General features: G+C 40.6%; 19 protein-coding genes. 7 read left to right on the top strand and 12 right to left on the bottom strand.

All coding sequences use genetic code 11. From position 1 onward, the window contains the following. Nucleotides 1-11 precede the first annotated feature (11 nt). Both RB215_RS07895 and RB215_RS07890 read right to left on the bottom strand, forming a co-directional pair. Entirely contained in the window at nt 12-1,637 is a 1,626-nt protein-coding gene (locus tag RB215_RS07895; RefSeq protein ID WP_089368342.1) for a M28 family metallopeptidase, read from the bottom strand. A 128-nt stretch (nt 1,638-1,765) separates the two neighbouring features. Continuing rightward, the gene (locus RB215_RS07890) at nt 1,766-2,527 is read right to left on the bottom strand and encodes an IS5 family transposase (protein ID WP_024600859.1); all 762 of its coding nucleotides are present in this window, start codon (nt 2,525-2,527) and stop codon (nt 1,766-1,768) included. A gap of 106 nt (nt 2,528-2,633) precedes the next feature. Here RB215_RS07890 and RB215_RS07885 point away from each other — a divergent pair, with 106 nt between their 5' ends. The 4 genes from RB215_RS07885 (at nt 2,634) to RB215_RS07870 (ending at nt 8,721) form a co-directional block, all read left to right on the top strand. After that, nucleotides 2,634-3,446, top strand: a complete 813-nt coding sequence (locus tag RB215_RS07885) for a DUF3025 domain-containing protein (protein WP_309216170.1) — start codon at nt 2,634-2,636, stop codon at nt 3,444-3,446. Continuing rightward, complete coding sequence (locus RB215_RS07880; RefSeq protein ID WP_309216169.1) at nt 3,443-4,231, top strand: ATP-binding cassette domain-containing protein; 789 nt, start codon at nt 3,443-3,445, stop codon at nt 4,229-4,231. The genes RB215_RS07885 and RB215_RS07880 overlap by 4 nt, the downstream gene beginning before the upstream one ends. After that, nucleotides 4,224-5,432 carry an ABC transporter permease gene (locus tag RB215_RS07875; RefSeq protein ID WP_011328303.1) on the top strand — a complete coding sequence of 403 codons (1,209 nt, stop codon included), beginning with the start codon at nt 4,224-4,226 and terminating at the stop codon, nt 5,430-5,432. The genes RB215_RS07880 and RB215_RS07875 overlap by 8 nt, the downstream gene beginning before the upstream one ends. A gap of 229 nt (nt 5,433-5,661) precedes the next feature. Then, nucleotides 5,662-8,721, top strand: a complete 3,060-nt coding sequence (locus tag RB215_RS07870; RefSeq protein ID WP_309216168.1) for an ATP-binding protein — start codon at nt 5,662-5,664, stop codon at nt 8,719-8,721. A 120-nt stretch (nt 8,722-8,841) separates the two neighbouring features. Here RB215_RS07870 and RB215_RS07865 read toward each other — a convergent pair whose 3' ends face one another. From RB215_RS07865 to RB215_RS07845, 5 genes are all read right to left on the bottom strand, one after another. Further along, nucleotides 8,842-10,566: a proline--tRNA ligase gene (locus RB215_RS07865; protein ID WP_309216167.1), complete on the bottom strand. Its 1,725-nt coding sequence runs from the start codon at nt 10,564-10,566 to the stop codon at nt 8,842-8,844. Between the two features lie 94 nt (nt 10,567-10,660). Further along, nucleotides 10,661-11,365: a tRNA (N6-threonylcarbamoyladenosine(37)-N6)-methyltransferase TrmO gene (gene tsaA / locus RB215_RS07860; RefSeq protein ID WP_089368339.1), complete on the bottom strand. Its 705-nt coding sequence runs from the start codon at nt 11,363-11,365 to the stop codon at nt 10,661-10,663. 204 nt (nt 11,366-11,569) lie between these two features. Beyond that, the gene (locus RB215_RS07855) at nt 11,570-12,139 is read right to left on the bottom strand and encodes an outer membrane beta-barrel protein (RefSeq protein WP_309216166.1); all 570 of its coding nucleotides are present in this window, start codon (nt 12,137-12,139) and stop codon (nt 11,570-11,572) included. A 261-nt stretch (nt 12,140-12,400) separates the two neighbouring features. Further along, nucleotides 12,401-12,865: an acyl-CoA thioesterase gene (locus RB215_RS07850; RefSeq protein ID WP_309216165.1), complete on the bottom strand. Its 465-nt coding sequence runs from the start codon at nt 12,863-12,865 to the stop codon at nt 12,401-12,403. A gap of 121 nt (nt 12,866-12,986) precedes the next feature. Next, the gene (locus RB215_RS07845; RefSeq protein ID WP_309216164.1) at nt 12,987-14,633 is read right to left on the bottom strand and encodes an electron transfer flavoprotein-ubiquinone oxidoreductase; all 1,647 of its coding nucleotides are present in this window, start codon (nt 14,631-14,633) and stop codon (nt 12,987-12,989) included. A 219-nt stretch (nt 14,634-14,852) separates the two neighbouring features. On the opposite strand from RB215_RS07845, the gene RB215_RS07840 reads away from it, so the two are divergent. Further along, entirely contained in the window at nt 14,853-15,602 is a 750-nt protein-coding gene (locus RB215_RS07840; protein WP_011328296.1) for an electron transfer flavoprotein subunit beta/FixA family protein, read from the top strand. Further along, nucleotides 15,603-16,529 carry an electron transfer flavoprotein subunit alpha/FixB family protein gene (locus RB215_RS07835; RefSeq protein WP_086993365.1) on the top strand — a complete coding sequence of 309 codons (927 nt, stop codon included), beginning with the start codon at nt 15,603-15,605 and terminating at the stop codon, nt 16,527-16,529. It begins immediately after the preceding gene. Between the two features lie 296 nt (nt 16,530-16,825). Here RB215_RS07835 and asnS read toward each other — a convergent pair whose 3' ends face one another. Continuing rightward, on the bottom strand, nt 16,826-18,223 hold the full coding sequence (asnS, locus tag RB215_RS07830; protein WP_011328294.1) for an asparagine--tRNA ligase: 1,398 nt from the start codon (nt 18,221-18,223) through the stop codon (nt 16,826-16,828). A 304-nt stretch (nt 18,224-18,527) separates the two neighbouring features. Here asnS and RB215_RS07825 point away from each other — a divergent pair, with 304 nt between their 5' ends. After that, the gene (locus RB215_RS07825) at nt 18,528-18,962 is read left to right on the top strand and encodes an ATP-binding protein (protein WP_309216163.1); all 435 of its coding nucleotides are present in this window, start codon (nt 18,528-18,530) and stop codon (nt 18,960-18,962) included. 55 nt (nt 18,963-19,017) lie between these two features. Here RB215_RS07825 and RB215_RS07820 read toward each other — a convergent pair whose 3' ends face one another. The 4 genes from RB215_RS07820 to RB215_RS07805 are packed head-to-tail and all read right to left on the bottom strand — an operon-like array spanning nt 19,018 to nt 23,404. Further along, complete coding sequence (locus RB215_RS07820) at nt 19,018-20,037, bottom strand: ABC transporter ATP-binding protein (protein WP_309216162.1); 1,020 nt, start codon at nt 20,035-20,037, stop codon at nt 19,018-19,020. Nucleotides 20,038-20,051: 14 nt separating this feature from the next. Then, entirely contained in the window at nt 20,052-21,551 is a 1,500-nt protein-coding gene (locus RB215_RS07815) for an iron ABC transporter permease (protein WP_011328291.1), read from the bottom strand. Continuing rightward, nucleotides 21,551-22,591, bottom strand: coding sequence for an extracellular solute-binding protein (locus RB215_RS07810; RefSeq protein ID WP_011328290.1), 1,041 nt, complete (start codon nt 22,589-22,591; stop codon nt 21,551-21,553). The genes RB215_RS07815 and RB215_RS07810 overlap by 1 nt, the downstream gene beginning before the upstream one ends. Continuing rightward, nucleotides 22,592-23,404: a hypothetical protein gene (locus tag RB215_RS07805; RefSeq protein ID WP_011328289.1), complete on the bottom strand. Its 813-nt coding sequence runs from the start codon at nt 23,402-23,404 to the stop codon at nt 22,592-22,594. Nucleotides 23,405-23,419: the final 15 nt, after the last annotated feature.

Raw genomic sequence — 23,419 nt, 5'->3', positions numbered from 1 at the left:
ATAAGATTAAATTACTTACGTTGGAACTCAGAGTTAGTGTTCCACGTTGGCCATTGCTCTTGCTCAGAAATATTAAAACCTACTTTATAAAATAATTGTAGGTCTTGCACCGCGCCCGATAAATCCCATTCATCACGGTAGCGATCGCATGGTTGATGATAACAACCACGCAGTACTAAGCTCATACGCTTACGGTAGTTTGCAGTTTCTTCGTCAAAGGCTTGCGTGCCACCACCTGCGTACATGGCTGGAATGCCCATGTTTGCAAAAGCAAAGTGATCAGAGCGATAGTAACCACCCGAAGAAGGATTAGGATCGCCAGATATTGTTCTGCCTTGCTCAAGCGCAACCGTTGTTAATAAATCATCCATTTGTGATTTACCAATACCTACCACGCTAATATCTTTTACTTTGCCTAATAAATTTAAGCTGTCCATATTAATGTTAGCAACGGTTTTATTTGCAGCAATAACAGGGTTAGCTGCATAATATTTTGACCCTAATAAGCCTTGCTCTTCAGCGGTTACCGCTAAAAAGGTCATTGAACGGCTAGGGTGCTTAGGTAATTTAGTAAAGGCTTCAGCCACTTCAATTAAACCAGCCGTACCGGTAGCATTATCGTGCGCGCCATTAAAAATTTGATCCCCTTTGCGGTTTTTATCAGTGCCTAAGTGATCCCAATGTGCAGAATAAATAACATGTTCATCTGGTTTTTCACTGCCCGGTAAAGTGGCAATAAAGTTATACGAGATAGACTTTTTAATGGTGTTTTTGATCTTTATAGAGGCAGTCAAATCGCCCATATCAACGTGGTAAGCGCCTTTTGCAGCATTGGCTTTTAGTGTATCAAAATCAAGCCCTGCTTTATTAAACAGCTCTTTGGCTACGTCTGTTGTTACCCAGCCTTCAACGGCTACACGGTCCATATTGTTGTTTTCTTTTTGAAAACCAAACTGCTCACCACTCCACGAGTTTTCTACTACAGACCAAGGGTATGAAGCTGGTGCTGTTTCGTGAATAATAATTGCGCCCGCTGCACCTTGACGACTCGCTTCTTCGTATTTATAAGTCCAACGGCCATAATAGGTCATGGCATCGCCAGTGAATAAATCAGGGTTTTTAGTTGCAAAGCCCGGATCGTTTACCAGCATTACTACCGTTTTGCCTTTAACATCTAAGCCTTCGTAATCGTTCCAGTTATACTCTGGTGCATTAACGCCGTAACCAACAAATACTAGCTCAGAGTTTTCAATTGCTTGGTTTTCGCTAATACGACTACTGCCCATTACCATGTCTGTTTTGTATTGGTAGTTTTTACCACCAATTTTTAATACCATGTCTGAGTCTGCTTCAAGCGAAACCAGCGGAACTTCTTGTAAAAAGCTATTGCCATTACCGGGCTTTAAACCCAAGGCTTTAAATTGCGCTGTTAGGTAATCAAGCGTTAGCTTTTCGCCTGGCGATGAAGGGGCACGGCCACCAAATTCATCCGATGCTAACACTTTTACATGCTTAGCAATTTCATCAGCTTGAATACTGTTGTAGCCCTTAGTTACATCATCGGAGGTAATACTTGTTGTAGCGCAGCCCGCTAATACGGCAGCAGTGATAAGGGTAAGAGAGAAATAACGTTTCATATTGGCTCTATTTTTGTTTTAAGATAACCCAGTATATGAAGTTCTATTAATTAGAACCAGTTTTTGCGGTAAACTGTTACAAAATTTAAGGTATAAACTAGGGGCTGTTGATCTTTGTAGTACATATATCAATCAGCCCACATTGGTAGCCACATCATAGTAAATGCTAAAGCGAGCATTGAATGATAATTTCGTTCAAGCTTTTCATACCGCGTGGCTATCCCTCTATATTGCTTAATACGGCCAAATGCATTCTCAACCAAGTGCCGATATTTGTACATGCACCAGTCAATATCTTCATTGCCTACTAAACTGTTGCCCTTACGTGGAATAACGGGTGTAGCGTTATTATCACGAACAAACGCTCTCAGTTTTTCACTGTCGTAGCCTTTATCTGCGACAACCATATTACTTGTTGGGCAATTAGCTACGAGTGACTCTGCATGGACGATATCATGCGTATTTCCACAGGATAATTCATAATAAACAGGCAACCCTCCGCTATCGACTGCAAGATGAATTTTCGTAGAATTTCCACCTCGGCTCTTTCCAATTGATTCATTGTCAGCAGTTCTTGCACCGCAACTATGTTGATGAGCCCTGACAATACTGCCATCAATGAAGACCCAATCCATGTCCGCATCACGAGATAATGCGCGAAACAGTTCATTCAAAATCCCTTTTTTGGACCATAAATTAAACCGTCTGTAGATAGCACTCCAACGGCCAAAATCAGAAGGTAAATCTCGCCATGGAATACCTGTGCGCATCTTATACAGTATGCCTTCGAGCGTTTTTCTATGGTCGGGCTTATTATAAATTCGACCACTTAAGTACATTACTTTTGATAAGACATTCCATGTCCCGTCTGTTAACATTAATCTTGGCATGTAGGTTCGGTGTAAAGTTTTCTGGCGAATTCAATTATACCTTATCTTCATGCTGTTTGTTTTTCATACCACAAAGATCAACACGCCCTAGTAAGTACAAATAATAATGAAGCGTTTTACTCCCCCAGAAGAATTTCAGCCAAGCTGCTTACAAAGCGGCGCTTTTGAGCATTTGCGTACGTTGTTTAATATACATGAGCAAAAAAATTGGCCTCTGCCTAGCTGGTTTAGCCCACACTTAAACGCAATTAATGCCAATAACTTGGCTATTAGCTTTGTCGATGATGCAAAAATAGATTTTGCTGAGCGTTATTACGAGCAAGTTATTTTTGAAACAGGGCAGGTGCCTACGCGTACTGAAAATTGGCACGACTTATTTGGTGGCTTTATTTGGTGTTTATTTCCTAAAACCAAAGCGCTCATTAATCAACGCCACGTAGCAGATATTGCAGTACATGGCACAAAGCAGCGTACCAAACATCGCAATGCCCTAACCTTATTTGACGAATGCGGTGTTGTACTGGCTATTAGCAATACCCAATGGCAACAGTGGTTGCGCGATCATCAATGGAAAACAGCGTTTGTTGAGCATAGAGCGCAGTGGGGAAAAACCATCAAACCATTTATGTTTGGCCATGCAAATTACGAAATGCTAACTAAACCCTATATTGGTTTAACGGGTAAAGCGTTGTTTGTAACTGTACCCGATGAAATATTTTGTAAAAATTTAGTTACCCAATACCAGTACCTAGATCAAAGACTTTATGAGATGATAAAAACCGATCAGTGTTTAGCCGACAATAAACTCCTTTCACCTTTACCACTACTAGGTGTTCCGGGGTGGCATGAGGACAACACCGACGACACATTTTATAATAATACGGATTACTTTAGAAAAAAACGAAGGATACGAACATGATAGAAGTTATTGGCCTTAAAAAGAAATTTAAGCTAACTAAAGATCATAAAAAAAACAAAGTAGATGAAATAGACCCGCGCGAAGATAAAGATTACTTTCATTCAGTTAGAGATGTTAGCTTTCGTTGTGCAAAAGGCGAAGTACTTGGACTGCTAGGACCAAATGGCGCTGGTAAAACCACCACGTTAAGAATGATTTCTACTGCCTTAAAACCCGATGCCGGCAGTATTACCATTGCAGGTAACGACATAATAAAACAGCCATTGCTGGGGCGTAAATCGATTGGGTTTCTATCGGGTTCAACCGGCTTATACGGGCGTTTAACCGTAAAAGAAAACATTGAATACTTTGCAAAACTCCATGGTATGAGCAAAAAAGATATTGCAACCCGCTGCGAAGAGCTATTTACCTTGCTCGATATGCACAAATTTATAGATAAGCGTGCCGAAAACCTCTCAACCGGAATGAAACAAAAAGCCAATATTGCCCGTGCAGTAGTGCATTATCCTGCTGTAGTGGTTTTAGATGAGCCAACGACCGGGTTAGATATTATGACCACACAAACGGTAATTAACTTTATAAAGGGTTTAAAAGCGCAAGGCACACCGGTTGTTTTTTCAACGCACCACCTCGATGAAGTTGCTTTACTGTGTGACCGCGTAGCAGTGATTAACGAAGGCGTAAGCTGTTTTGATGGCAGTGTAGAAGAGTTTAAACAAACAGGTAACAGTGAAGAACTTAACCAAGCGTTTATGAACATATTAACGGAGAAACGTGATGTTTGAAGTATTTAAAAAGGAATTAAGAGAGTTACTACGCGATAAAAAAACGCTCATATTTGTAGTGGCTGTGCCAGTTGCAGTGTTCCCACTTATTTTTGCCGTTGTTGCCTTTATTAGCGCACAAGCAGCTATGGATGCAGAGCAAAAAGTAAATACCTACGCTATTGTAAACGGCGACTATGCGCCAGAGTTTACCGACAAAGTGTTTTACCATAAAAGTTTTGAGCAGTATAAAGGCACTAAAACCTTTAATAGTGTTGCACAGCTTAAAGCCGCAGTGATTGCTGGCGATATTGATATGGGCATTTATTTGCCAAGCAATGCACAGCAAACGTTAAATAATGCACAGCAAAGCAAATGGCAGGTAGTGTTTAACGACGCTAAGTCTATTAACTTTTTGTTTCAGCGGGTGAAAGAGCTAGCGCAAGAATACAGCGATGCGTTACAAGTACAAAAGCTGCTTAGTTTTGGCATTGACGAAGCAACGCAAAAAGCAATACTTGAACCAATTGAAGTTGTAAAAGTAGATACCGCCGACAAACGTGAAAACCTAGGTGAAAAAATAGGTGGATTTTTACCGTACTTATTAGTACCTTTAGTATTAATGGGAGCAACTTATCCTGCCATTGACTTAGGAGCAGGCGAAAAAGAACGTGGCACCCTAGAGACATTATTGTTAACACCTATCACTCGTACACAACTTGTTTTAGGTAAATTTATTACCCTTTTAACTACTTCGATTGCCTCTACAACCATTACTGTGCTGAGTATGGGAGTGTGGATAGCCTTGGCGATTACTTTTGCGGATCTTGAATTTATTAAAGTTGCATTTAGTAGCTTAGCCGTTTCTGATTTATTAATGATTTTTGTATTACTGTTACCACTGGCGGCTATATTTTCTGCGCTAGCGTTAGCTATTTCAATTTACGCACGTACCTTTAAAGAAGCGCAAAACTACATGACACCGTTATCTCTGGGCGTTATTTTTCCGGTAATAATTGCCTTAATGCCAAATGTGGAACTGACTGTTAAAACAGCGTTTATTCCTGTCACTAATGTAGCGTTAGCAATAAAAGAAATAGTTAAAGGCACAGTAGATTACACGCTAATAGGGCTAATATTTTTAGCTACAGCTATTATTGCCGGTATTTTATTAGCTTTTTGCGTTAAATGGTTTAACCGCGAAGATGTGTTATTTAGATAGTTAATAGACAAAGCTTTAAGTTTTGAAGGCAGCACTCGCTGCCTTTTTCATTTATAAACAAATATAAATAGCGTTTAGTTTATTTCATTAAGAGCAATGGTAGTGGTAGAATACACTTCATAATTTGGCACTATTTATTGCAAATAAAAGAGGTAAGTAATTAATTTTGAGGTTTATTGTTTCTCAATCTAGACTACTTATGTAAGTACTATAGTGTAGGTAATAGTAGATGTTAAAACGAAATTTTTTATCTAGAGTTGCAAAAAGTAATAAGCTAATACTTTTTGCCGTAATGATTTTTATGATCATTGCGTTGCCTTCAATGTATATATTTGAGCAAAAAGTAAGAAGTGAAATTTATCACACGGCGCAAATAGAGCTAAAACGCGAACTCGAAACTAAAACATTATCGTTAAAAAAACACTTTACCGACAGTGTTAACGCCATTCGATTTTTAGATGCAACCCCACCTATAAAAGCAATATCACGCGCTAGTGAAAATCAATTGTCAGATCCAGCATCTGCAATGCCTATGGCCATTTGGAAAAATCGCTTAGCGAGTATATTTTCTGGCTTTATGCGCACCGACGAAAGCATATTACAAGCGCGTTATATAATGCTAGCAGAAGGCGGGCAAGAAGTCGTAAGGGTTGATCGGACCGAGCAAGGCAAAATTACCATACTCGAAGGCGAGCAATTACAACAAAAAGGCCAACGAGATTACGTTATTAAAACCAGTATGCTTGATGAGCACACTGTTTATATTTCGCCAATAAATTACAACCGTGAAAATGGTAAAATTCAGCAGCCTTATATCAGTACCTTTCGGGTAGCAAAACCTGTATTTGACAAAAAAAAACAGGTTTCTGCGGTTTTAGTTACGAATTATTATGCAGAGCAACTATTTAAAAGCCTCACTTTTGAGTCTCCGCAAGGCACTGCAATTTATTTAATGAATAACCAAGGTGAGTTTTTATATCATCCAAACCCAGAGCTGCGCTTTGGGTTTGAGTTTAATAAAAGCAGAACCTGGGAGCAAGAGTCTGTTGGCGCGCAAAATATGGCTGCAGACAAAACGCTGCCGTTAAATAACTACCCACAACAATACACACTGCAAAAGCGTATTTATTTTGGTAATGATATTGCCATGCTGCCACTCGAGCTTGCTGTGAGTGTAGATACGCAAACATTATTAGCAAAAGTGAGCGAGAGACGCCAAAGCTTTATTACTACATTAGCTGTATTTTTTGGTGTGTTTTTAGTTATGACCATGCTGTATCAGCGCTTTATAAACCGAAAGTTACTTATTAACTCGTTAAAAGAGCAAAATAACAGAGTAATAGAAAACTCCTTAGATGCTATTTTTAGCATTTCAGAGTCGGGTAAAGTGGTGCAATTTAATAACACAGCTAAGCAAGTGTTTGGCGATATACTAGAGAGTGATAACGTAAATTTTATTTCTTTATTTACTTTAAATAAAGAAGATGAGCAATGCATAAGAGAAACCATTAAAAATGGCTCTAAAAAGCCCTTTGAAGCCATGCACACCGACAGTTCGGGCAATAAATACTACTACTCAATAACCCTCAGCAGTATTTATGATGTGTTTAATGAGCGTTATCAAGTTGCGGCTATTTTAAGAGACATAAGCTCGCTTAAAAATATTCAAGCTGAACTTGAGGGAGTTAATACCACTTTAGAGCTTAAAGTTTCGCAAAGAACCCGAGAGCTTGAGCGCGCAATAGATGAAGCATTAGCAGCAAGCCAAGCTAAAAGTGACTTCGTAGCTAATATTTCTCACGAAATACGCACCCCTATGAACGGGGTATTAGGCATGCTAGAAATGCTTAAAGAAGATGGCTTATCAGAGCAACAGCATCATTATTTAAAACTTGCAAATAGCAGTGCTAATTCTTTAATGAATTTAATTAATGATATTTTAGATTTTTCAAAAATAGAAGCGGGTAAGCTCGATATTGATAATCACAGCTTTGATGTTGTTACCGTGTGCAGCGATATGATTAACTCATTAGCGCTACAAGGGCAACGCAAAGGACTTGAAGTATTTTTACACACCCACAATATTGTTGATCGTATGGTAGTAGGTGACAGCCATCGCCTTAAGCAAATTTTAATTAATTTGGTTAATAATGCTTTTAAGTTTACTCACAAAGGTGAAGTTAGCTTAACCATAGGCTCTAAATACATTACCGATACTAAATTACAGATGAGTTTTGCGGTTAAAGACACTGGAATTGGCATAGCAGCTGAAAATATAGATAAACTATTTGAAGTGTTTACCCAAGAAGATTCAAGCACCACACGCCATTTTGGCGGTACCGGCTTGGGTTTATCAATTTGTAAAAAGCTAGCGCAATTAATGGGTGGTAATATATCGCTAACAAGCGAAAAAGGGGTAGGGAGCACTTTTACTGCAACCGTTGAGCTGCATGTAGCACCCCAGAAAAAGCTAAATACCGGCATTGAGCTTGCTACCAGTATTGATGTTGCTGCATTAATTGCTCGCGATAATGTGTATAACAATGTGTGTGATTTATTACTGCAAACATGCAAAGTAGATAAAAGTAATATTGTTAGGTTAGATTACTTTAGTGAGCATGATGAGTTTGAAGCGGACTTATTAATTATTGACGACGACCATCCACAAGTTAATGCCCTGATTAGCTTTTGCAAACAGTACGATAAAAAATATGTACTAATTTTGCGTGATATGGTGATGAACAAACAATCGAAAAAAGTATTTCCTGATCATCTACATATTTTAAATAAACCGCTTACCCAAGATGAGTTTAGTTACAAATTAGCGAGTTTATTTGGTGCCAGTAGCGAGTTTGTTATTACCCCACCAAAGAGCTTAATTGAAGAGCCTTTAGATGCAGACTTATCAGCTTATCATGTGCTTTTAGTTGACGATAATATGATCAACATAGAAGTGGCTAAAGCGATTTTAAAGCACACTAAAGTTAAAATCACCTGTGCATCTGACGGTCTTGAAGCTTTAGAGGTGTTAAAGAGCAATAAACAGCAACCTTTTAACGTTATTTTAATGGATTGCCAAATGCCTAATTTAAACGGCTACGATACCACCAGCGAAATTAGAAACGCCAAAGCCGGAATAGAATATATTCATGTGCCTATCATTGCGATGACAGCAAGTGCAATGGAAGGCGACAGAGAGCGTTGTTTAACGGCCGGTATGAACGACTACATTACTAAACCAATTAAGCCGCAAACGTTAAAAGACAAGCTTATTACGTGGTTGAGTTAACACTAAAGCGAAATAGGCGGCTTTTAATAAGTCACCCTTTTAGCTGAAGTGATTATATTTTAGATATAAAAAAACCGCTTTAAAGCGGTTTTTTTATTTATAGTTAAGTGTATTTTATGCTTAACCTTTAACAGCTGCTTTAATTGCATCGATTGCTGTATCAATATCAATCATTAGCTTTTCACCAGTGCGGCGGTTTTTAAGTTCAACTTTGTTTTCATCAAGGTTGCGCTCGCCAATAACTAATGTAAATGGTACGCCAATTAATTCCATGTCGTTAAACATAACGCCAGGGCGCTCTTTACGGTCATCAAATAACACATCAAGGCCAGCATCTTTTAAGCCTTGGTAAAGGTTGTTAGCAATATCTGGAATGCGATGCGACTTATGCATATTCATAGGCACAATAGCTAAATCAAACGGTGCAATTGGTTGTGGCCAAATAATACCGTATTGGTCGTTGTTTTGCTCGATTGCTGCAGCAACAATACGCGACACACCAATACCATAACAACCCATAGTCATTATTTGGTTTTTACCTGATTCGTTTAATACGCCAGCCTTCATTGCTTGTGAGTATTTAGTGCCAAGTTGGAAAATATGGCCAACTTCAATACCACGTTTAATTTGTAAAGTGCCTTGGCCACATGGGCTTGCATCGCCTTCTACAATATTACGTATATCAGCAACTTCATAATCAGTTACATCACGATCCCAGTTAATGCCGCTGTAATGCTCGTCGTCTTTATTAGCGCCGGCAACAAAGTCAGCTAGTATGTTAGCGCTTCTATCAACAATAATTGGCATAGACAGGCCAACTGGGCCTAATGAGCCAGGTTTTGCACCAATAGCAGCAACAATGTCTGCCTCTGTTGCCATTTCAAGCGGAGAATCTACTAACGGGTGTTTTTCAGCTTTTAGTTCGTTAAGGTCGTGATCGCCGCGTAAAACTAGCGCAACTAAACCACGTACCCCGTTTTCATCAGGCGCAGCGTAAACGATTAATGTTTTAACACCGCGATGTGGTTTAACACCGTAGTGCTTTTTAAGCTCGTTAATTGTTTTAGCGTCAGGCGTTGGAAACGCTTTAAGCTCTTTTGTTGCAGCTGGGCGTGGCTCGTTTGGTGCAAGTGCTTCTGCTTTTTCAATATTTGCTGCGTAGTCGCTGCCATCACTAAATGCAATAGCGTCTTCACCAGATTCTGCAAGTACATGAAACTCATGCGATACGCTACCACCAATAGAACCCGTGTCGGCAATAACAGGGCGGTAGTCTAAGTTTAAACGCTCAAAAATATTACAATACGCTTTGTGCATTACTTGATACGTTGCATCTAAACACTCATCACTTAAGTGAAATGAATAGGCATCTTTCATTGTAAATTCGCGGGCGCGCATTACACCAAAACGCGGACGACGTTCGTCGCGCACTTTAGTTTGTATTTGGTATAAAGAAATTGGTAGCTGTTTATAGCTGCTAATTTCTTTACGAACAAAATCAGTGATCACTTCTTCGTGAGTTGGGCCAAGCGCAAAGGTACGATTATGACGATCGGTAAAACGCATAAGTTCAGGACCAAACTCATCCCAACGACCTGATTCTTCCCATAAATCTGCTGGTTGAATTACTGGCATCAGCATTTCAATCGCATTGGCTTTATTCATTTCTTCACGTACGATATTTTCTACTTTTCTAAGTACCCGTAACCCAGTGGGTAACCAAGTGTATAAACCCGAAGCGACACGACGGATCATACCGGCTCTAAGCATTAATTGATGCGATACAATTTCAGCATCCGAAGGCGTTTCTTTAAGTGTGGCGAGTATATATTGACTGGTACGCATGTTGTTTCCGAAATTAGAGTAATTATGTACATATTGTAAGGGCTTCAGTCTACCAGCGGTTGCATTTACACTAAAGCGCTAAGTGATAAATTATTTAGGTATTTTCTATACTAGTAACTAAATTATGCGACTCATTAACTTGCCAGCAAATATTATAGTTATACAAAGTCATACCGTAGCTTTGCTGTCCGTCTTTTTGCTTTTTATAAGCAGGGCGAGGATCTTGCTTTAGCACATTACTTATAAACGCCTGTAAATCTGGATATTGCGTTTGCTGCGCAATAAAATTAAGTACTTCAGGGGTAAATTCAACGCTCATGTGGGTTTCTGGGCGGGTGTCGGCAAACCCCGCACTGGCCTCTGGCATAGAGTCAGAATAGGGTAAGTAAGGCTTTATATCGATTATTGGTGTGCCATCGAGTAAATCTATTCCGGCGAGTAATAAGCTCAGTTGGCCATTTTTATACTCTATACCTTCTAGTTTTACCGCGCTCATACCAATGGCGTTAGGCCTAAAAGTGGCTCGCGTGGCAAACACGCCTTTGCGGGCATTACCACCTAAACGAGGCGGGCGCACCATAGCTGAATAGCCTTTGTCGGCTGTTTCATGAAAACGAAATAGCAGCCAAATATGGCTAAACTCATCGAGCCCGCGTACAAATTCTTCACGATTAAAGTCAGGCGCAAAAATAAGCTTTGCTTTAGCTTCTGGCACTAAACGAGGTTGCCTAGGTATAGCAAACTTTTGTTTATAAGGAGATTGAATGTGGCCAATAGCCGAAATGGTATAATCGCTCATAGTACTCGGGTGCAAATGAAATAGAGCGCTATTCTACCCATATTTAGCGTTTATGGCATTACTTGTAAGTGAGTTTATTACTCATAGAAGCCTAGTCTAAAAGGTATTGATTAGACTAAGTGGTTTATATGCATGTGCGTTTAAACCACTCAAAACAAAAAAGGTAAGCCTAAGCTTACCTTTTACACACGTTTTAGGGTTTAATTAAAACATGTACTGCACTGATACAGACGCTACATCCATATCTGGGTCAATATCGTCATCAAGTTTATAGCGTTCATACTCTAAACGAAATTGAACGTTTGTTGTAAGTGCATATTCAATACCTGCACCGTAAAACGCATCACCACCATCTGTAGAAGCTGAAACAGAACCTACTGGTAAATCTTGTGTGTATTCTGCATCCCACTCAAGCCAACCGCCTTTTGCATACACAGAAAAACTCTCTGTAATAGGGTAGCTCAAGCGTGCGGCAAGCGATACGCCATCAATTTCAGCTTTGCTGTCCACATCACTTACTTCATCAAAGTTTTGATAAGCAAGCTCTAAGCTTAAATACTCGTTAAATTGTGCGCCAACGTAACCTTTTAGCATTTGTGCATCGTCGTCAAAGTCAGTGTCTTTGTCACTGTCTTCAAATTCAAAAGAATATTGACCGTAACCAACACCCGTGTAGATACGTGGAGAATCGAAATCAGCAATATCAGCCTTAGCTGCAGTATTAAAACCCAGTGTTACTAAAGCAAGTGTAGAAAGAGAAAGTGTTTTAATCATGAATTAGCTCCTTTAATAATAAAAATCAAATGCTTGAAAAAATAAGATGTAATTAAATCAAACGTCATCAAGGTAGGTGCAGTGAGCATGCCAATTATTAAAAACATAAAAAAACGGCCATAAAAACCTACTTTAGTATTGGTTTTTATGGCCGATTGTATGATACGTGTACAGCAGTGAACTTTTATTAGTTGTTACTTTCTAAGCTCTATTGCATGTTTTACAAAAAGTGTGAGGTTTTTACAGGCACACTTTAGTTACTTATACCTTATGCAGTAAGTTTTCCGTCTCTATTGCAATTTCTTTCATTTTTATAGCGTAGTTTTCTAATTTTAAATCTTCTTCGGTAATCGCTTTAAAAGAAGGCACAGCTACTGGGTAACCGGTTTCATCCATAGCAATAAAGCTAATAACACAGTGGTTGGTTTCAACCATATTTTGTGTTTTGGGGTCGCCACAACGCACTTGAATAAATATTTGCATACTGGTTTTACCGGTATGCGCTATTTTAGCTTCCACTTCAACAACTTGGCCTACTAAAATAGGGCGTCTAAACTTAACCCCAGCAACAGATACGGTAACACAGTAATGGCCACTCCAGCCTGCAGCACATGCATAGCCAGCTTGGTCAATCCACTTCATGACGGCTCCACCATGCACTTTACCACCAAAATTTACATCAGTAGGCTCTGCTAAAAAACGAAAAACAACTTTTGACGACGGCATAACTAATTCTCTTTTATAAAAACTAGGGTAAGCATAGCGCAAAACAGGGGCACAAGCCCCTGCAAATTAGTGTAGGTTTATAATTTATATGTAAAAACCTACTTTTTATTAACAATAATAACTACATATTAGGATAATTTGGCCCGCCAGTCCCCTCCGGAGTTACCCAAGTAATATTTTGGCTCGGATCTTTAATATCGCAGGTTTTACAATGCACGCAGTTTTGCGAGTTAATCACAAACTCTTTAGTGCCAGCAATTTCTTGAATTTCATAAACCCCAGCAGGGCAATAGCGCTGCGCTGGCTCATCAAATTTAACTAAGTTTACAGCAACTGGAATACTCGGATCTTTTAATTGCAAATGACACGGCTGTGACTCTTCGTGGTTAGTATTTGATAAAAATACCGACGACAACTTATCAAAACTGAGTTTACCATCGGGTTTTGGATACACTATTTTATCGGCATCCGCCGCATCAACTAAAGTATCGTGATCTGGGGTGTTATCTTTAAAGGTAAATGGCAAGCAACCATTAAAAATATTTTGATCTAGGGTGTTATATGCGCCACCAACAAACTTACCTAACTTGTGCATAACAGGGCCAAAGTTACGTGATTGCTGCAATTCTTTATAAGCCCAAGATTGCTCAAACGCGTCTTTAAACTCGCTTAAGTCGGTATTTGCTTGCTCATTTTCTAATGCTTTAAAAATAACTTCAGCTGCCACCATACCCGACTTCATTGCAGTATGATTACCTTTAATTTTTGCAAAGTTAAGCGTACCTGCATCGCAGCCTACCAATAACCCACCAGGAAAATGCATTTTTGGTAATGAGTGCAAGCCGCCTTTAGCAATAGCACGAGCACCATAAGCAACACGTTCGCCGCCTGCTAATACATTTTTAAACACCGGATGGTGTTTCATGCGCTGAAACTCATCAAACGGGCTTAAATGCGGGTTTGAGTAGTTGAGATCAACAATCAGTCCTACCACAACTTGGTTGTTTTCACAGTGGTACATAAATGCGCCGCCGTTAGTATCGCCTTGTAACGGCCAGCCTGTACCGTGTACTACTGTGCCTAATTGATGCTTACTTTCATCAATTTGCCAAATTTCTTTTAAGCCTAAGCCATAGTGCTGCGGTGATGACTCATCATCGAGGGCAAATTCATTAATGAGTTGTTTGCCCAAATGACCACGACAACCTTCGGCAAATACGGTGTATTTAGCGCGTAGCTCCATGCCAGGCATGTAACCATCTTTTTCGTTGCCGCCTTTATCAAGGCCCATATCGCCAGTAATAATGCCTTTTACTGTGTCGTCTTCAATAATAAGCGAATGCGCACTAAATCCAGGAAAAATCTCGACTCCCAGTGCTTCTGCTTGCTCAGCTAACCAGCGACAAACATTCCCCATAGAGACAATATAATTGCCATCATTATGAAAGGTTTTTGGTGTGGCAAAGTGCGGAATAGCGGTGGCTTTTTGTTCGTTGTTAAACCAGTAAATTTCATCCTTTGCTACTTTGGTGGTTACAGGGGCGTTGAGCTCTTGCCAATTTGGCAGTAATTCATCCAGCGCTTTGGTTTCAAACACGGCACCAGAGAGTATATGAGCACCCACTTCTGAACCTTTTTCAACGACACAGATCATGCATTCTTGTTGTTTATTTTGCGCTTGTTGTGCCAGTTTTATTGCACATGCAAGACCCGCTGGGCCTGCACCTACAACAACTACATCAAATTCCATGGTTTCCCGGGTGATCATAAATACCTCTTATTCGAATGGTTAACGTACCCTATATTTAACTACACGTTAATGAAATACATAACCCATTTGATAGATGCTAATAAAAAGTTATGGGTTGTGAATGTTTAAAGGTTATTTTAGGTTGATGTTTACGTCAATAGACAGTAGTCTGATTTCATAAAATAAATAGGTTGACGTGCACGTCAGCTTGTAGGTTTAAATAACGATGGAGTCCATATGAAAGTTCTCGTACCAATAAAAAGAGTTATAGATTACAACGTAAAAGCGCGAGTTAAGTCAGACAAAACAGACGTTGATTTAACCAACGTAAAAATGGCGATGAACCCATTTTGCGAAATTGCAATTGAAGAAGCGATTCGCTTAAAAGAAGCGGGTACAGCAAGCGAAGTTATTGCCGTAACAATTGGGCCAAAAGCCTCGCAAGAACAGTTACGTACGGCATTAGCCCTAGGCGCCGACAAAGCCATTCACATCGAAACCGATGAAAAGTTAGAGTCGCTGCACATTGCTAAATTACTTGCAAAAATTGTAGAACAAGAAGCACCAGAATTAGTTATTTTAGGTAAGCAATCAATTGATTCAGACAATAACCAAACCGGCCAAATGCTAGCTGCATTGACTAAACGTGGCCAAGGTACGTTTGCTTCAAAAGTTGAAGTGGTTGATGGAAAAGTTAATGTTACCCGTGAAGTTGATGGCGGCTTACAAACAGTAGCGCTTAATTTACCGGCTATTGTAACTACCGATTTACGTTTAAACGAGCCACGTTATGCGTCGCTGCCAAATATAATGAAAGCAAAACGTAAACCGCTTGAGGTTATTGCAGCCGATACTTTGGGTGTTGATTTAACGGCCCGTGTGCAATTAATTAGCGTTGAAGAGCCAGCTAAACGTACTGCCGGTATTATAGTTGAGGACGTGGCGCAACTTGTAGAAAAATTAAAAACAGAGGCGAAGGTAATCTAAATGAAAACACTTGTAATAGCAGAACACGATAACGGTGTATTAAAACCAGAAACCTCAAAAACAATTAACGCAGCAGCAAAACTTGGTTTTCCTATTGATGTGCTTATTGCGGGCGAAAACCTAGGTGTATTAAGCGAAGAAGTTGCGCTTATTAATGGCGTAGCCAGTGTACTGGTAGCAGATAACGCAGTATATGCACATCAATTAGCTGAAAGTATGGCAGATTTAGTGCTATCGCTTGCTGATTCTTATAGCCACATAGTGGTAAGTGCTACCACTACAGGTAAAAACTTTATGCCGCGCGTTGCAGCCTTGCTTGATGTTGCACAAATTTCAGAAATTATTGACGTTGTTGACGCAGAAACATTTAAGCGTCCTATTTATGCGGGCAACGCAATTGCCACGGTTAAGTCACTCGATAGCAAAAAAGTTATCACTGTACGTGCTAGTAGCTTCGACTTACAAACAGAGCAAGCAAGCGCGCCAATAACGGCAGTTAATACGGTATCCGATTCTGCGCTAAGCAGCTTTGTAAGCGATGAGCAAACTAAATCAGAGCGCCCAGAATTAACCGCAGCTACTGTGGTTATCTCAGGTGGTCGTGGTATGCAAAATGGCGAAAACTTTAGTTTATTACACGGAATAGCCGACAAGTTAGGCGCTGCTATTGGTGCTTCGCGCGCAGCAGTTGATGCAGGCTTTGTACCAAATGACATGCAAGTAGGGCAAACAGGTAAAATTGTAGCGCCAAACTTGTACATTGCAGTGGGTATTAGTGGTGCAATTCAGCATCTAGCCGGTATGAAAGACTCAAAAGTAATTGTCGCAATTAATAAAGACCCAGACGCACCTATTTTTCAGGTTGCAGACTACGGTTTAGTTGCCGATCTGTTTGATGTTTTACCACAGCTAGAGCAAGCTCTATAAGTTAATAACTAAAAATTATATTTATAGTTATAGTGATAAATTAAAAGCCGCAGTATCATTTTATGATGCTGCGGCTTTTGATTGTGCCTAATAAACCTAATAAACCTAATAAACCTAATAAACCTAAGATACTTATTCACTTAACCTGACTGGCCTATTGCAAGAAAATTCAACGCAGTTAGCGCTGAAAAATAGCTGCTTGAGATAAGTTTATTATCCGGATCTCAGGTTACTTAGGCATAAAAAAACCAGCCATCGGCTGGTTTTTACTATGGTACACAGTAAGCGTTAACGTATTAGTACGTTGCGCTGCCTTTAGTACGAGGGAAGGCGATAACGTCACGTACGTTGCCCATACCAGTAACATAAGCAACTAAACGCTCAAAACCTAAGCCAAAGCCTGAGTGCGGCACAGTACCGTATTTACGTAAATCGCGGTACCAGCTGTAGTCGTCTTTGTTTAAGCCCATTTCGTCTAAACGAGCATCGAGAATATCTAGGCGCTCTTCACGTTGTGAGCCACCAATGATCTCACCAATACCTGGCGCTACTATGTCCATTGCGGCAACGGTTTTACCGTCTTCGTTTTGGCGCATGTAAAACGCTTTAATATCGCGTGGGTAGTTTTTAATAACAACCGGTGCTTTAAAGTGTTCTTCTGCTAAGTAACGCTCGTGTTCAGACTGTAAATCTACGCCCCATTCAACAGCGTACTCAAACTTTTTACCACAGGCTTTTAATATTTCTACCGCTTCGGTGTAATCAACTTGTGCAAAGTCTTTTTCTACAAATTCTTCAAGGCGAGTAATGGCTGTTTTTTCTACACGTTGTGCAAAAAATTCCATGTCATCGCGGCGCTCTTCTAGTACGGCTTTAAACACATACTTCAACATCTGCTCTGCTAGTTTTGCAATATCTTCTAAATCAGCAAATGCTAATTCAGGTTCTACCATCCAAAACTCGGCAAGGTGGCGCGAAGTATTTGAGTTTTCTGCGCGGAAGGTTGGGCCAAACGTATAAATTTTTGACATTGCCGACGCGTAAGTTTCACCATTTAACTGGCCAGATACAGTAAGAAATGCTTCTTTACCAAAAAAATCTTCGCTGTAATCTACTTCGCCTTTATCGGTAAGCGGTAAGTTTTGCATATCAAGCGTTGATACGCGGAACATTTCACCTGCGCCTTCACAGTCACTTGCTGTGATAATAGGGGTGCTTATCCATAAAAAACCTTGCTCATGGTAAAAGCGATGAATAGCTTGAGCTAAACAGTTACGTACACGGGTTACGGCACCAATCATGTTAGTACGAGGGCGAAGGTGAGCGTGCTCACGTAAGTACTCAATACTATGACGCTTTGCAGCCATAGGGTACGAATCTGGGTTTTCTACCCAACCTAATACAGTAACCGAGTTAGCTTGAATCTCATAAGACTGACCTTGGCCAGCAGATTGCACTAAAACACCGGTAACCGACACAGAACAACCGGCTGTTAGGCTAGTGACTTCATCATAATTATTAAGTGAATTAGGAACTACCGCTTGAATAGGATCAAAACACGAACCGTCATGAACGGCTAAAAATGAAATTCCTGCTTTTGAATCGCGGCGAGTACGGATCCAGCCTTTTACTGTAACTTGGCTGTCTACCGATACCTTGCCTTTTAATAGCTCTGAAATCGCTAAATGGCTCATCTTCACTCCAATGATATAAGTTGCCTAACTATATAATTTAACTACGCACCACACGCTGGCAAAATTGCTCTTAAACGGCGCTGCACTTGAACCCTGTATCTTACCTAGTAAAGTAAGATAAAAAAACTATTGTGGGCAACTCTTTAAAAATTTTTATAAATGCGCTTTATTTTTATACAGTTTTAAGGCCTAAATGTGAGTATTGTTATTTGTTGCTCTTATGTTTACCCATTTTGTGGCATTATGAACATTCAGATATTTTTATATTAATCGTTTTACCATTACATACTAAAAAATGGATGCTATGAAACAAGTTTTTATTTTACGAGGACTACCAGGAAGCGGTAAGTCTTATTATGCGCAAAATCTTGCCGATGAACTCGCCGGTGCAGACGAAAGCCAATATGTTATTTGTTCAACCGATGATTATTTTATTAATGATCAAGGTGAATACCAATTTGATAAGTTTAAATTGCCGCAATACCATAATTTAAATTTAGCGCGCTTTATTAACGCTTTATCACAAAATATCCCGTTGGTGATTGTAGATAACACCAATATTAAAAAATGGGAATTTATTGCCTATGCACAAGCGGCAGTTGCTTTGGGTTATCAAGTAAAAGAAGTGATTGTGGGCGAAGTAAAAGACAAATCTATGCAGCATTTATATGCCAAGCGTAACAGCCATAACATTCCACTTAAAACTATTAGTAAAATGGCCTATATGTTTGAATGGTAATTTATACAGATTAAAAAAGCCCATGTTAATGGGCTTTTTAGTGTTGCATACTTTATTATTGCGCGAGTTGTTTATAAACCGCTAACGGGTGTGAGGTACTTAAAGATACATGTACAGCATCACCGGGGTTTACCACTATTTCATGGCTAACGCGGCTGGTTACTACAGTTCCGCAGGCAAGCTTTATAGCACATAAGCGGCTGCCACCTTCAAAGCGCACCCAAATAATTTCGCCATTATTACCCACACTACTTTGCACTAGTAATACATCATCGGGGCGCAGCAGCACATCTACATCGCCACTATCGCAATCAACACCGTGGGCAGGGGCATTACCAATACTTGTGGTTGCTTGGCCTTGGCTAAACTGGCCGCTTATAAAGCTGGCTTCCCCTAAAAAGCGTGCCACAAATCGATTGTTAGGCATACTAAAACAGCGCTCTGGTGTATCTATTTGCTGAATTTTACCGCCTTGCAGTACACCCACACGATCGCCTACCGACAATGCTTCTTCTTGGTCGTGCGTTACCCAAATTGCAGGTACGCCCGCCGCTTTAAGCGCGTTGCGAATATCCCAGCGCAGCATGTCTTTAAGTGCGGCGTCTAAGTTAGAAAGCGGCTCATCTAATAATACAAAGTCGGGCTGGTGGGCAAGTGTGCGCGCAAGTGCTACGCGTTGTTTTTGTCCGCCTGAAAGCGTTGCTGGTTTTTTATTTCTAAACTCATCAAGGCCAAGTAACTTTATCCAATGCTCGCCTGGGCTGGTGTCTTTTAACCTAAAAAAAATATTTTGCTGCACGGTTAAATGCGGAAATAAAGCAAAATCTTGAAACACCATACCTACACTGCGTTTTTCCGCAGGCACAGTAATTTTAGGCGTTGCCCACCATTTACCACTGTTTATTTCGCCTTCGCTTATAGGTATAAGGCCGGCTAATGCCTGCAAAATAGTACTTTTACCGCAGCCAGTAGGGCCTACAAGCATAAGTATTTCGTTATTACCTAATGATAGGTTTAAATCGCTTACTACACGGTTACTGCCATAATCTATAGACAACTGACTTACAGATAGCATTTGTTATTAAATCCTTAATGTTCGAGCTGGTTGCGTTTTTCGCCAGTGAGCATAATAGCTAACGCGCACGCAGAAATCACCACTAATAATAACCCCGGAATAGCAGCGCGGCCAAAATAGCCGGCTTCGTATACACGCCACAAATAAGTAGAGAGGGTTTCAAACCCCGTAGGGCCAAGTAATAAGGTGGCCTCTAGTTCGCGCATCGACTCTAAAAACACTAATGCCGCACCGGCAATAATACCGCGCATAGTTAAGGGCAGTGTTATACGCATAAATGCTTCGCGTGGGCTGGCACCAAGTACCCGAGCCGATTTTACCAAGCTTGGATCTAAGTGTTCGGTGCTGGTACGTACTGAGCCTACAGCAAGGGGTAAAAAGCGCAGCGTATAAGCGATAATAAGCAACCCTAATGTTTGATACAAAAAGGGCAGTTGCAAGCCGCCATAAACAAGCGCTGTGCCCATTACTATGCCCGGAATACCAAAGCCAAAGTAAGTTACGCGCTCCATTACTTTACCTGCTTTACCGCTAAGAGCCGCATGAGCAACCGGAATGGCCACAATTACAGCTACTACAGCAGCAATTGCTGAGGCATATGTTGAGTTCCAAGCAATACTAAAATCAAAGCCGCTAAAACCATCCCGTGCCAGCCACAACGAAAATATAGCTAAAGGTAAGCCAATGGCTAATAACAAAATAGGCGCAAAAGTTATAAACATAGCGCTTAACTGCCACTTTTTAGGGAATAAAATAAGTGGTCTGCCTTGGCGTTCAGTGGCGGTTTTTATTTGTGATTCAATCATTAATAAAAAGCCAACAATAACCATTAATTGCAACGAGAGCATAGCCGCACGGCCCAAAGCAAAGGCGTTGTATTCCACATAAATAACTCGGGTAAAGGTATCTAAGCGCATCATTGCCGGTGTACCAAAGTCAGATAAAGTATAAAGTGCAACAAGCAAAGATCCCGCGGCAATACCATTAACTACGCGGGGTAATATTACTTTAAATACACTTTGTGTCATCGACATACCCAGTGTACGTGCAGCATTTACCATACTGGCATCAAGGCTGAGTAAGGACGAGCGGGTGGTCATCATTACAAACGGAAATGTGTACAAGGTCATTACTATGGCTGCGCCGCTAAGGCCGTCCATTGAGGGCGTTGGAATGCCAAGGAGGTTATTTATTTCCCCCCCAGGGCCAAAAGCTGCATAAAGCGTAAACGCCCCTATATAACTAGGTATAGCTAAGGGAGCTGCAAATATAACCAGCCATAATTTTTTAAATGGCAAATGTACATAAGCGCTAATAAACGCCAGTGGCACGCCAATTAAAATAGAACCCAATACAGTTAACGCCATTAACGATAAGGTATTAGCTAAAATGTCGAGGTTATGGCTGTCAAATACTGAGCTTGTGTCGCTGGCAAGGGTAATTAACACATAAATAGGGGTAAGCGTAATGAGCGCTGCAAGCAGCGCCATTGGGTAGGATGCTGGTAGTCGCATTACAGTACGCCGCTACTGCGCATTAAATCGATAGTGGGGCGTAAATCGGCGAGCTGAGTTAAATCAATTTTAGGCGGCGAAATACTCGATAAAGACGGTATGCCCTGTGGCACACTAATGCCATTAACAAGTGGGATTTCGTAAGCTTCACTGGCTAAATAGCTTTGCACTTCGGTGCTTAGTAAATAACGCATAAAATTAGTTGCTAACGGATCGTCACTTAAAGCTAACACCCCTGAGGCATTGACCAAACAGCCCGCATCGTTTTGGGTAAAAGCTAAATCTAACTTAGCATCTGGCTTGCCCGACTTTAACCTAAGTGTGTAATAGTGATTTGCAAAACCAATATCAACTTCACCGCGCTCAACGCCCATAACTACACCTAATTCACCGGCATAGGTTTTAGAGCGTTTTTTAATTTTTTTAAGCCACTTAGCGGTTTTGTCATCACCTTCTAAAATTCGCATTGCAGTTACAAACGACTGGAACGATGCATAAGCAGGGGCCCACCCAATACTTAAATCGCTGTCGGCAATTTCCATAATGCTGGTGGGAATTTGCTCTTTAGTTAAACGCGACGTGTTGTATGGCAAGGTACGAATACGGCCGGTTACCGGCGTCCATTCTTTATATCTAAATTGCGGTTGTAACTGAGCCGATAAATCACTTGGTATTGGCTGTGCAAGGCCAGCATCGGTAACTAAACCAATCGCGCCTGAGTCAACCGCCCAAAATAAGTCAGCACGGCGAACGCCTGCTTTTGCTTCAGCTACTATGGTATTTGCTAATGCAGCAGTTGGGCCTCGGCGTATACCGAGTTTAAGGTTTGGATTTTTTTTCTCGATAGCTTGTAATACGTTTTCGTATAAGCCACCTTCACCACGCCCTAAATAAAGCGTAAGCTCACCCTCTAGTTTAGGTAAGCTATCTACAGACACAGGGTTTGCTATATTGGCCGCTAGTGCGCGAGCAAGAGGCAGTGGTAATGCACCCACAGCCCCAAGCGCAACCAGGCCTTGTATAAAGGTCCTACGCTTCACTTAAAATACATCCTTACGTGTTTTTTCGGCTTTTTCGATCAGCGTTTTAGCGCGATCTAATTTTGTTTGCATGTCGCTTATTACATTACGTACTTCGTCTACGCTTTTGTTGCTAGAAATAGCAAGTGGCAGTGTTACATTAAAGTCTTTCTCTAACACTTCAACTAAGTTAGCGTCTTGCGCTATTAGTGTGCCTTCTACGCCTTCAAATAAGTGTAGGTAAGTGTCGTGTACAATTTCGGTGGCTTCGTCGTTTAAACGCTCAGCAAATTTTGCAACAACACGATCGAGTCGGTGCTTAATTTCGTCGATAGTGGCACTTTGGGTCATTTCTTTGGTTGCAGTTGTTGTTACATTTGCTAATAAACCCTGTTGCTGAAATTTTGCCGCTAATTTAACAGCGCCAAGGCCTTGCCATAGGGCATTGTTCATGGCTTGTTGTTGTTTACGAACTTCAGCTGCAGGCTGTTTGTTTTCGATAGCCATTTTTACGCCGTAAATACCTTGCCAAATAGAAGCGTAAACAGGTACAAAATTGGTTTCTATGGCGCTGTGAAATTTAACCGACTCCCAATATTCAATAAGGTCATCTGTTTTTACCGCTTTAGCACCTTTAGTATCGTAGTCGCTTACCATGGTATCGACTTTGCCAACCATCCACTCTACTTCTTCGGCGTAACTTTTAAGATTAGCCTGAAGGTGATTAACATGCTCGCCAATAGGGCCGTTTGCAAGTACCGGTTGCGTTATAAAAGCAGAGGCTAATAACAGGCTTACGCCTAACGCTTTAGCTGGTTTAAATAATAAGTTCATAAAAGAGTCCGAAAA

Source organism: Pseudoalteromonas sp. HL-AS2 (genome assembly GCF_031198805.1).
In the GTDB taxonomy this organism is placed as follows: Bacteria; Pseudomonadota; Gammaproteobacteria; order Enterobacterales; family Alteromonadaceae; genus Pseudoalteromonas; species Pseudoalteromonas nigrifaciens.
Note: the sequence above shows the minus strand (reverse complement) of the source record. Positions and strands in the feature narration are given on the sequence as shown.

What these genes read in the sequence shown, in the direction of transcription:
- RB215_RS07895 (WP_089368342.1), bottom strand. Translation starts at nt 1,637, where the DNA reads ATGAAACGTTATTTCTCTCTTACCCTTATCACTGCTGCCGTATTAGCG.
- RB215_RS07890 (WP_024600859.1), bottom strand. Translation starts at nt 2,527, where the DNA reads ATGCCAAGATTAATGTTAACAGACGGGACATGGAATGTCTTATCAAAA.
- RB215_RS07885 (WP_309216170.1), top strand. Translation starts at nt 2,634, where the DNA reads ATGAAGCGTTTTACTCCCCCAGAAGAATTTCAGCCAAGCTGCTTACAA.
- RB215_RS07880 (WP_309216169.1), top strand. Translation starts at nt 3,443, where the DNA reads ATGATAGAAGTTATTGGCCTTAAAAAGAAATTTAAGCTAACTAAAGAT.
- RB215_RS07875 (WP_011328303.1), top strand. Translation starts at nt 4,224, where the DNA reads ATGTTTGAAGTATTTAAAAAGGAATTAAGAGAGTTACTACGCGATAAA.
- RB215_RS07870 (WP_309216168.1), top strand. Translation starts at nt 5,662, where the DNA reads ATGTTAAAACGAAATTTTTTATCTAGAGTTGCAAAAAGTAATAAGCTA.
- RB215_RS07865 (WP_309216167.1), bottom strand. Translation starts at nt 10,566, where the DNA reads ATGCGTACCAGTCAATATATACTCGCCACACTTAAAGAAACGCCTTCG.
- tsaA (WP_089368339.1), bottom strand. Translation starts at nt 11,365, where the DNA reads ATGAGCGATTATACCATTTCGGCTATTGGCCACATTCAATCTCCTTAT.
- RB215_RS07855 (WP_309216166.1), bottom strand. Translation starts at nt 12,139, where the DNA reads ATGATTAAAACACTTTCTCTTTCTACACTTGCTTTAGTAACACTGGGT.
- RB215_RS07850 (WP_309216165.1), bottom strand. Translation starts at nt 12,865, where the DNA reads ATGCCGTCGTCAAAAGTTGTTTTTCGTTTTTTAGCAGAGCCTACTGAT.
- RB215_RS07845 (WP_309216164.1), bottom strand. Translation starts at nt 14,633, where the DNA reads ATGATCACCCGGGAAACCATGGAATTTGATGTAGTTGTTGTAGGTGCA.
- RB215_RS07840 (WP_011328296.1), top strand. Translation starts at nt 14,853, where the DNA reads ATGAAAGTTCTCGTACCAATAAAAAGAGTTATAGATTACAACGTAAAA.
- RB215_RS07835 (WP_086993365.1), top strand. Translation starts at nt 15,603, where the DNA reads ATGAAAACACTTGTAATAGCAGAACACGATAACGGTGTATTAAAACCA.
- asnS (WP_011328294.1), bottom strand. Translation starts at nt 18,223, where the DNA reads ATGAGCCATTTAGCGATTTCAGAGCTATTAAAAGGCAAGGTATCGGTA.
- RB215_RS07825 (WP_309216163.1), top strand. Translation starts at nt 18,528, where the DNA reads ATGAAACAAGTTTTTATTTTACGAGGACTACCAGGAAGCGGTAAGTCT.
- RB215_RS07820 (WP_309216162.1), bottom strand. Translation starts at nt 20,037, where the DNA reads ATGCTATCTGTAAGTCAGTTGTCTATAGATTATGGCAGTAACCGTGTA.
- RB215_RS07815 (WP_011328291.1), bottom strand. Translation starts at nt 21,551, where the DNA reads ATGCGACTACCAGCATCCTACCCAATGGCGCTGCTTGCAGCGCTCATT.
- RB215_RS07805 (WP_011328289.1), bottom strand. Translation starts at nt 23,404, where the DNA reads ATGAACTTATTATTTAAACCAGCTAAAGCGTTAGGCGTAAGCCTGTTA.